The sequence below is a fragment of the Bradyrhizobium sp. HKCCYLRH3097 genome, assembly GCF_051167875.1.
In the GTDB taxonomy this organism is placed as follows: domain Bacteria; phylum Pseudomonadota; class Alphaproteobacteria; order Rhizobiales; family Xanthobacteraceae; genus Bradyrhizobium.
Genome location: NZ_JBNPTX010000004.1, coordinates 507,182 through 516,247, shown reverse-complemented (window position 1 = coordinate 516,247; position 9,066 = coordinate 507,182). Strand labels below are relative to the sequence as shown.

Sequence of the window (9,066 nt, the reverse complement as noted above, 5' to 3'; positions counted from 1 at the left end):
CTTGCCCCGCGTTGACCGTTTCTTTCGAATGCCCATCGCAACCTCCTCATCGAGTGTTGCGACGACCAATTGAATCCGCCCCCGGCCTTCCCTGCGCGATGGTTTTCACGGCTGCTCCGCGCTCTCCCCGGGGACCGGCTTGTTTGCCCCCGTCGCTCGCAACCACGCACGAACGTGATCGCAAGCTTGGCGCCAGCTTCGGGGCGCCAGGACCACACGGCTTGACCGTCCGCCACGACATCAGTCGTCTTGCGCGCGAACGCGCCCGACCTCGCGACGGCCACCACTCCCCGCCCCCGCGTATCGTGACGACGCGTACGCCCCTCTCTGCATGAGGCGGGATGCGCGGGAGATAAGCATGATTTCCGAAAAAGCGAAACAGGAATATTTTTCGCAGGCGGGCTGGACACGAGCGGCAGATTGCGTTCGCCACCTCGATCGATTTGCCCGACGGGCAGCCCGGTACAACCTGCCTACGCCAATGCGATGGATTGCTCGTGCCCGTCCCGCCTTTCACCGCGGACGGCAGCAGCTTAGGATGCCATCGTCTCCACAATCCGGAACACGCGACGTGCCCGACTTCGAGCCGATCTACACCACGACCGGCGCCGAGAGCGTGGGCCGCTTCGTGGCAACACACTACGCACTATCAGAGCCGCTCGCGTGCCGCCTGATGAACCGCGGCTTCAACGACGTCTATCTGATTACATCCGCAACGGGCGCACGCTACGTCTTCCGTCTGTCGCATCACCGCGCCCGCGGCCCGGCCGATGTCCGCACCGAGACCGACTTCCTCGCACATCTCGCGCGCTGCGGCGTGCCGGTGGCCGCGGCGGTTCCGGCGCGCGACGGCGCGCTGTTCGTACGCGGCGAGGCGGCGGAAGGCGGCCGCGAAGGCGTGCTGTTTCACGCCATCGAGGGACGGACCCCGGAGGTCGCATCGCAGAGCGACGCGCGCGCCAATGGCGTGACGCTTGCCCGAGTGCACGCGGCGGCGATGTCCTATCGGCCCGAAGCGCCGCTCTATCTTCTGGACCTCGACCATCTGCTGCACCGGCCGCTCGCGCGCGTTCAACAGCTCTGCAGTCTGATCGATGCCGATGATGGCGGCTTTCTCCAGGACATCGCGGAGCGAACCGCCGCACGGATCGAGGCGATGGAGGGCCTGACATGGACGCATTGTCACGGCGACTGCCACGGCTTCAATGCGCGCATCGGCGCCGGCGGCGAGGCCGTGTTCTTCGACTTCGACGACGGCGGTCCCGGCTATCTGGCCTATGACCTGGCCGTGTTCCTGTGGGCCAAGCTGTCGTTCGGCCGGCGCTTTCATGCGGCGTGGCACGCCTTCGTCGACGGCTACCGCTCGGTCCGCCCGATCTCGGCCGCCGATTTCGAGGCCGCGCATGCCTTCGTGATCGTCAGGCACTTCTGGCTGATGGGCGAGCAGGCCAGCCGTTCGCGCGAATGGGGTAGCGAGAATGTCCGCTGGGTCACGCAGCAGCGGGAATTTCTCGAAGGCTGGGAGGCGCAGCAGCTTGCGACGCGCTTGCTATGAGCTTGGGCGGATCGGAGGGATTGAACCGGAGAGCTCCGGCGGCCGACGCATGATCCAGGCGTTCAGGCTTGCGGGGGTTGGGTCCTTTCCGCGGTGACGATGACGAGATTAACGTTTCGCAATCCTTCCGCCGCGACCGAAGCAGACGCAGCACGCCCGCATCGGAGATTTTGAGCCATGACAGACACGATCGTTCAGTCACGCCGGCTGGGCATCATCGGTTGCGTGATCGGGCTTGTTGCTCTGGTCGCGGCGGTTCTGCCGCATTGGGTGCTGCCGGTGATCGATCCGCCGCCGCCGATCGACCAGGTCATCGTCGATGTCGGACATCGCGTGAAGGAGCGCCTGATGGCGCGCATCAAGGGCGTCGACGACCAGGCGCCCGCGCGCGAGACGTCCTGGACCGACCGCCTGCACCAGCAATTGCCGGTGGCCGCGGTCTCGCTCGGTTTGCTTGCGATCATTCTCGGCGTCGTGGGTCAGTTGCGTCGCGAGGAGCGGCACGTCGCGGCGATGGCGACGACCCTGGGCGGCTGCGCGATCGCCGTGCAGCTTTCCTTCTTGCTGATGAGCGCGCTGATCGTGGTGGCCATCATCTATTTCCTCGGCGATTTCCTCGCGCTGTTCTGATCGCGAGGATGCACGTGCCTGGATCTGCCGGCTGCGGGCAGATGCGCCGTCGTCCATCTTCGATGCCACCCATTCTGTGCGAGCGCGGCGATGAATCCAGTGTGGTGCGCGGGGCCCTGGATTGCTTCGTCGCTGCGCTCCTCGCAATGACGGAGAGAAAGCGAGCTGCTCGAAAACGACGGGGCATCCGTGTCCTGTACGTCACAGCGGGACATCGGTTGAATGACGCACATTGCCAATATGATCGGGATGTGATTACTACGCGCTCCGGCGTTGAGCATTCGGCTCCGCCGCACAGGAGAGAGACGATGACTGCGATCATCCGTTGCTCCGCCAGGAGCCGCCGGGACTGATCCTCGCGTGAGGCGAGGTTTGGTCTGGCATGCGTGCGTCCGCGCGCGCTGATCGTCCCTGACCAGTTCTCCCTATCTTTCTCCAAGGTATTTACATGGGCAATTCCCATCGCGTGGACGGCCGTGCGCCGGTCCACGGCTTCTACTCGTCCAGCTCCTGGATCGAGGGCGCCGCTGCGCGCCAGCTCGAAACCGTGGCTGACATCTGTGGCGTGCGTGCTGTCGCCGGCATGCCGGATCTGCATCCCGGCAAGTTCGGTCCCGTCGGCTGCGCCATCCTCGCCGACCATATCCACCCGGCCTTCGTCGGCTCCGATGCGGGCTGCGGCATGGCGCTGTATCAGCTCGACCTCGCTTCGCGCCGGATTCGCGTCGACAAGGCGGCCGACCGGCTGCGCGACGTCGCCACACCCTATGACGGCGACATCGTGAGCGAGCTCGCAGCTCATCAGCTTGCGCCGTCCGACTTCGATGCGTCGCTCGGCACGATCGGCGGAGGCAATCACTTCTGTGAGCTGCAGGCGGTCGAGGAGGTGTTCGATCCGTCCTGCGGCATCGATCGCGACCGCGCCCATCTGCTGGTGCATTCGGGCTCGCGCGGCCTCGGCCATGCGCTGCTCGAACGGCAGATCGCCGACGGCCTCAAGCCGCTCGCGCCGGACAGTGGGGCTGGCCACGCCTATCTCGCAGCACATGATCACGCGCTGCGCTGGGCGTCGCTGAACCGGCAGGTCATCGCGCAGCGGGCCGCGACGGCCCTGCGCTGTGAGGCCGATCCGGTCTGCGCGTGCTCGCACAATTGCATCGAGCATCGTGCAGACGGCGTGTTGCACCGAAAGGGGGCTGCGCCGTCCGACCAGGGTCTCGTCGTCGTGCCGGGCTCGCGCGGCGCGCTGTCCTATCTGGTCGCGCCGCTCGCGTCAGCGCCAAAGGAGGCGTTGTGGTCGATCGCGCATGGCGCCGGTCGCAAGTTCGACCGGAGCTCGATGATCGGCCGTATCGGCGCCACGCGATCGGATCGCGAGCGTCTCGCGCGCAATCCGTTCGGCGGCCGCGTGATCTGCGAGGACCGCGCGCTGCTCGCCGAGGAGGCGCCGGAGGCCTACAAGCCGATCGCCGGCGTGATCGCCGATCTCGAAGCATTCGGGCTGGCGCGCGTCGTCGCCAGCTTCCGCCCGCTGGTGACGGTGAAGAAGATCGCCGTCCAGCGGCCGCGCAGGGAGGACCGGCGATGAGACGGCTGCTCCTCACGGCGGGACGCGGTCCGGCCGAATGCCGGATCGCGGTCGCGCATGCGCTGCGGCGGCTCGCCGACGAGGCCGAGGCGGCGGACTGCGAATGCGCGATCGCGCGAGAGCAGATCGACGGGCATGGGCCGGCCGGCGCGATCGTCGTGCTGGACGGGCCGACGGCGGCCGACCTCGCGCGGCGCTGGACGCAGGGCTCGCTGCTCTGGGTGTGCCGCAGTCCGCTGCGGCCGCATCACGGCCGCAAGAACTGGTTCGTCGGCATCGTCGATCTGCCCCTGTCGGAGCGGATGGCGGCGTTGGCGGCCACCGACGTCCGGTTCGAGAGCTTCCGTGCCGGCGGGCCCGGCGGCCAGCACCAGAACAAGACCGAGAGCGCGGTGCGCGCGGTTCACGTGCCGACGGGGCTGGTCGCGATCGCGCGCGACGGCCGCTCCCAGCATCGCAACAAGGCGCTGGCGCTCGCGCGTCTCGCCGCATTGCTGGACGGCCGCGGGCGCCTAGCGGACGCCGGCGAGGCGCGCCTCATCCACGCGGCGCATGACCGCGTCGAACGTGGCGCAGCCGGGCTGCGCTTCGAGGGACCGGCATTCAGGCCGGCGGGATGATCACCGGACAGCGGGGGCGTCAGCGCCCCCGGCTGCACCTTCGACAGGCAGGATGCACAGTCATCTCTCCGCCAGACGACTGCCATGCGCGCCGCTCCGCACATTGGCGGATGACATCGCACCGCCGAACGGCTAAGCGGACCGCCCCCCCGGACGGAAACGAGACGAGCATGGCGGCAGCGGCCCATTGTGGCATCGACTTCGGCACTTCGAACACCACGGTCGGCCTCAGCAATTCCGCCTCCGCAGAGCTCATCCCCCTGGAGGGCGAGCAGCGGACCTTGCCGAGTGCGATGTTCTTCGATTTCGAGGATCACGGCACCCAGTTCGGGCGCAGCGCGATCGAGCGCTATCTGACCGGCCACGACGGCCGCTTCATGCGCGCGCTGAAGAGCATCCTTGGCACCGCGCTGATTCACGAGAAGACCTATATCCGGCAGAAGGCGGTGCCGTTTGCCGGCATCCTCGGCTTCTTCTTCGCACATCTGAAGACGCGGATCGAGACGCGGCTCGGCAAGGAGATCAATCAGGTCGTGCTCGGCCGTCCCGTCCGCTTCGTCGACAAGGATGATGCGGCCGACGCGGAGGCGCAGAGCGCGCTGGAGGGCATCGCGCGGGACCAGGGTTTCAAGCACATCGCGTTCCAATACGAGCCGATCGCCGCCGCACTCGACTACGAGCAGCAGGTCGCCCGCGAGGAGCTGGTGCTGATCGTCGACATTGGCGGCGGCACCTCGGACTTCTCGATCGTGCGCGTCTCCCCCGAGCGGCGCGGCAAGGCGCAGCGCGAGGACGACATTCTCGCCAATGGCGGCATCCACATCGGCGGCACCGATTTCGACCGGCTTCTCAGCCTGAAAAGCGTCATGCCGCATCTCGGCTATGGCAGCCTGACCGCCGACGGCAAGCGCAACCTGCCGACGCTGTACTATCACGAGCTCGCCACCTGGCACCGCATCAACCAGCTGTACAAGAGGGGCGTGATCGGCGAGCTGCGCCAGATCCGCTACGAGGCCGAGCGGCGCGATCTGGTCGACCGCTTCATCAAGGTGGTGGAGGAGCATCGCGGCCATACGCTCGCGATCGGCGTCGAGCAGGCGAAGATCGCGCTGACCGCGGCCAAGTCGCTGACCTCGGTGCTGTCGGAGAAGGACGACTGGGCGCGCATCCGCTTCACGCGCAAGGATTTCGACCGCGCCATCGCCGATTCCGTCGAGCGCGTCGTCGGCACGGTGACGAAGCTGCTCGACGATGCCGGCGTCGGGGCCGCTGCCATCAACACCATCTTCCTCACCGGCGGCTCGAGCATGGTGCCGGCCCTGCGTCAGGCAATCCTGGCGCTGTTTCCGGCGGCGCGCATCGCCGAGACCGACCTGCTCGGCAGCGTCGGCATCGGGCTCGCGCTCGACGCGCGGCGCAAGTTCGGCTGAGCCTGCTCAGCGCGGTTCCGACGCCGAAGGCTGCGGATCCTGCACCCGGGGCGTCCGCGGCCGTGGCGCGGCGCGCGGCGCGGCCGGTGCTGATCCGGGAACGCGAGCTTGGCTGCGCTTGGCCCGAGCCGGCGGCGAGCCGGTCGCCGCCGTTCCTGCACCCGCCTGCTGTCCGTCACGGATGATGCGCCAGGGTTCGGGATCGATCGGACGCGATTGCGGAGCAACGACCGCGGGCCGGCTGGCGCGGCGCCGCCGCGGCGGCTCGCTTGGCACCGGCCGCGCGACCGGACGGACTACGTCGGATGTCGTCTCGGCGGCCGGCGGCGCATCGGCGGGCATTTCGATCGGGACTGCCGCCACGGCCGGCTCGGCCGCAACAGGCTCCGCTGGAACGGCGGGCTCAGGTTGAGGCGGCCTCTCGACCTGCACGATCGATCCCGTGGTCTCCTCGACCGGCCCCGACTGGAACATGTCATTCGGCAGCAGCACGCCCGCAATCGCGAGTGCGGCGGCGAGGCTTCTGCCGAGCGAGATCCGCGCAGGACGCTCGGGCGGCAGCGCGGCGCGGCTGATCATCCGGCGGCCGGCATCGACGCCGACCACCGCGACGAAGGCTGCGAAGCCGAGGCTGCCGCCGACGCTTGGCAGAACCGCCGCCGCCTGGACCAGCAACGCGGTCAGCGCTACCGCGGCGACCAGCGTCTGGACGACACCCCGCAAACGCTGCGGCGACGACATGCCGACGAAACAACCGGCAAAATACGCGTCGGACAGGCGGGCATCGTCCGGCGCGAGCTGCTGCAGGATGACGAGACCGGCACAGGCCAGTGCTGCCGAGACGAAGATGCGCGCCGGCCGCCCTGCGGCCGCAACCCGCGGCAGCCTCAGCGCCACCATCGTTGCGACCATTCCGACGCCGCACAGCGCCAACATGAGCACCGAATGATTGAGACCCCTGTCGAAGCCCTGAAGGCTGGCGACGCGCACCGGTGCGCCGTCGGCGCCGAGCAGCGGCGCGAGGCTGAGGAACAGAAACGAGCCGATCGCCGCGAGCGCGCCGAAGCGGCCGCCATAGCCGCGCAACAGCACGACGCGCAGCCGCATTTCGATCGCGCAGACGCTGCAGAACACGAGGCCGCAAAACAGCGACAGCAGCAGGAAGGACCTATCGACTGGAAGCCCCGACCGCGCCACGCTCTCGCTCAACGCAACGATCGGCGTCATCCCGCTGAAGCTGCCGCCATAGACCGAGGAGGAGAAGGTCGTCGGCAGCAGATCTCTGGTTCTTGCCGTGATCAGGCCAGCGCAGAGCAGCAGGGTGGCGGTGACCGACGCGAGCGCCGGGGACAGGCCCGACGTGCACAGGTGCAGCGTCGCCAGACAACCGAGAAAAGCGCCGGCGAACGAGGCCAGCGGCACGACATTCAGCGACCGGCGCGGCCAGCGGCGAGAGCCGGGCTCGGACGGCCGGTCGAGCGCGCCATCGCGGTCCGCTGTCACGGCCCCGCCAACGTCGATGGGTCCGGCCGCCACTCCGGCGCGGGCTGCACCTCATGGCGGGCCACGATGCGCGGTCGCGCCGTCGCGTGCGGCACCACCCGTGCCTGTTGGCGCTTCAGCCGGGCAGCCAGCACGCCCGCTGGCCGACCATCGCGACCGATCCGCCGGGACGGCTCTGCGGACGCGGGCGACGCGGACTGCTGGACCGGCTCACTCGAGGGCCGCGGGGAGAGCGGATTGGCGCCCTCCGGATTCAGGATCTGAAGCGGCAGATCGGGCGCTGTGTCAGCGGCGAAGGCCGGCTCGCCGGGCGCCGTGCCGTCGCGCCGATCCTCGTCGTGTGAGGGCATCGCGGTCCGCGCCGGCGCAGCGGCTTTGTCCGCGTTCACCAACGGACCGTTGGGCTCCGCCACCGGCGGCTGAAACATCAGCTCGCTGGTGAGCAGCACCGCGAAGATAGCGAGTGTGGCGACGAGTCCCCGCGTCCAGGCGAGGACGGTCTGCCACGGCGATTCCCCTGCCTCGACGAACAGACGAACCGCAGCATCCACGAAGATGACCGAGACGAAGGCGATGTATCCGAGGCTGCCGCCGACGCTCGGCAGGATGGGACCGGTGAGGATCAGCAGGCACGTCAGCAGCACCACCGCGGCCATCGCCTGCGGCAGGCTGCGGAGCCGCCGCAACGACGACATGCCGACGAAGCAACCGGCGGAATAGGCGTCGAGATCAGGGGCCTTGCTGGGCAGAAGCTGCAGCACCACGAGGCCGGCAAAGGCCACCGTCGCCGCAACGAAGATGCGTACCGCGCGGCGCGACCCGGCCACGGGCGCCCAGCGCAAGGCGGCCATCGTCGCCAGCATGCCGACCGTGCACAACGCGAAGGTGAGCGCAGTGCCACCGAGCCCCTGCTCCAGCGCGCCGCGGCGCGCGATCGGAAACAGCTCGCCCTCGGCGCCAAGCAGCGGCGCGAGACCGACGAACAGGAACGAAGCGACCGCCGCCAGCGCGCCCAGTCGTCCGCCATAGCCACGCGCGAGCCCCCCGCGCAGCCACATGTCGAGCGCACAGCCCAGACAGAACACCAGTCCACAGAACAGCGAGAGCAGAACGAAGGCGGCGTCGAGCGGCAGACCGGCGCGAATGACGCTTGCGTTCAACAGCGCCACGGGAGTCATGCCGACGAAGCTGCCGCCATAGGCCGACGAGAAGAACGTGCTCGGCACCAGATCCGCGGTCCGTGTCAGGATCAGCGAGGCGCACAGCAGCAAAGCCGCCGCGGCCGAGGCAATCAGCGGCGACAGCCCGGTTGCACTCAGATGCAGGGTCATCAGACAGCCGAGGAACGCGGCGATGAACGACGCCAGCGGCGGGCAGCCGAGCTGGAACAGCTCCGAGCCGTAGAACGGCGCGGCCCGGCCGAGCTGCCGATCGCGCCATGTGCGCGGATCGAAGCTCTGCTCTGCCTGCAGACGACGTAACTGACGATCCGCCGTTTTGCGCTTCATATCCACGACACCCCGAATCGCGCCCACCCAAGATCTGCGTGATGATCTCGCGGCAGACGAATGGTTGACGTTCGGGCGCAACCCTGAGCCCGAGCCGGCGCAGTTTCCTGCGACGGTTGTACGCGCGCTGCATTCGTGCAGGCTGCGTGTGCTCGATTCATGCACTGCAATGCAACGTTGTGGAAGTATCGGGCTCCAGTCCGGGCGTGAAAGTTCCTGGCAACCTTAATGG

7 protein-coding genes are annotated in these 9,066 nt (G+C 68.4%); 5 read left to right on the top strand and 2 right to left on the bottom strand.

All coding sequences use genetic code 11. The features are described 5' to 3' along the window. Window positions 1-571 precede the first annotated feature (571 nt). The 5 genes from ACQR0U_RS13885 (at window position 572) to ACQR0U_RS13865 (ending at window position 5,823) form a co-directional block, all read left to right on the top strand. On the top strand, window positions 572-1,555 hold the full coding sequence (locus tag ACQR0U_RS13885; RefSeq protein WP_434844075.1) for a phosphotransferase enzyme family protein: 984 nt from the start codon (window positions 572-574) through the stop codon (window positions 1,553-1,555). Between the two features lie 177 nt (window positions 1,556-1,732). Beyond that, complete coding sequence (locus ACQR0U_RS13880) at window positions 1,733-2,185, top strand: hypothetical protein (RefSeq protein WP_434844076.1); 453 nt, start codon at window positions 1,733-1,735, stop codon at window positions 2,183-2,185. Window positions 2,186-2,633: 448 nt separating this feature from the next. After that, a complete protein-coding gene (locus ACQR0U_RS13875) occupies window positions 2,634-3,773 on the top strand; it encodes an RNA ligase RtcB family protein (protein ID WP_434844077.1) in 1,140 nt (379 codons plus the stop codon). Beyond that, window positions 3,770-4,393: a peptide chain release factor H gene (gene prfH / locus ACQR0U_RS13870; protein WP_434844078.1), complete on the top strand. Its 624-nt coding sequence runs from the start codon at window positions 3,770-3,772 to the stop codon at window positions 4,391-4,393. Before ACQR0U_RS13875 ends, prfH begins: the two co-directional genes overlap by 4 nt. Before the next feature lie 170 nt (window positions 4,394-4,563). Beyond that, a complete protein-coding gene (locus ACQR0U_RS13865; RefSeq protein ID WP_434844079.1) occupies window positions 4,564-5,823 on the top strand; it encodes an Hsp70 family protein in 1,260 nt (419 codons plus the stop codon). Between the two features lie 6 nt (window positions 5,824-5,829). On the opposite strand, the gene ACQR0U_RS13860 is transcribed toward ACQR0U_RS13865, so the two are convergent. After that, complete coding sequence (locus tag ACQR0U_RS13860; protein ID WP_434844080.1) at window positions 5,830-7,326, bottom strand: hypothetical protein; 1,497 nt, start codon at window positions 7,324-7,326, stop codon at window positions 5,830-5,832. Further along, window positions 7,323-8,834: a hypothetical protein gene (locus tag ACQR0U_RS13855; RefSeq protein ID WP_316186185.1), complete on the bottom strand. Its 1,512-nt coding sequence runs from the start codon at window positions 8,832-8,834 to the stop codon at window positions 7,323-7,325. Before ACQR0U_RS13855 ends, ACQR0U_RS13860 begins: the two co-directional genes overlap by 4 nt. Window positions 8,835-9,066: the final 232 nt, after the last annotated feature.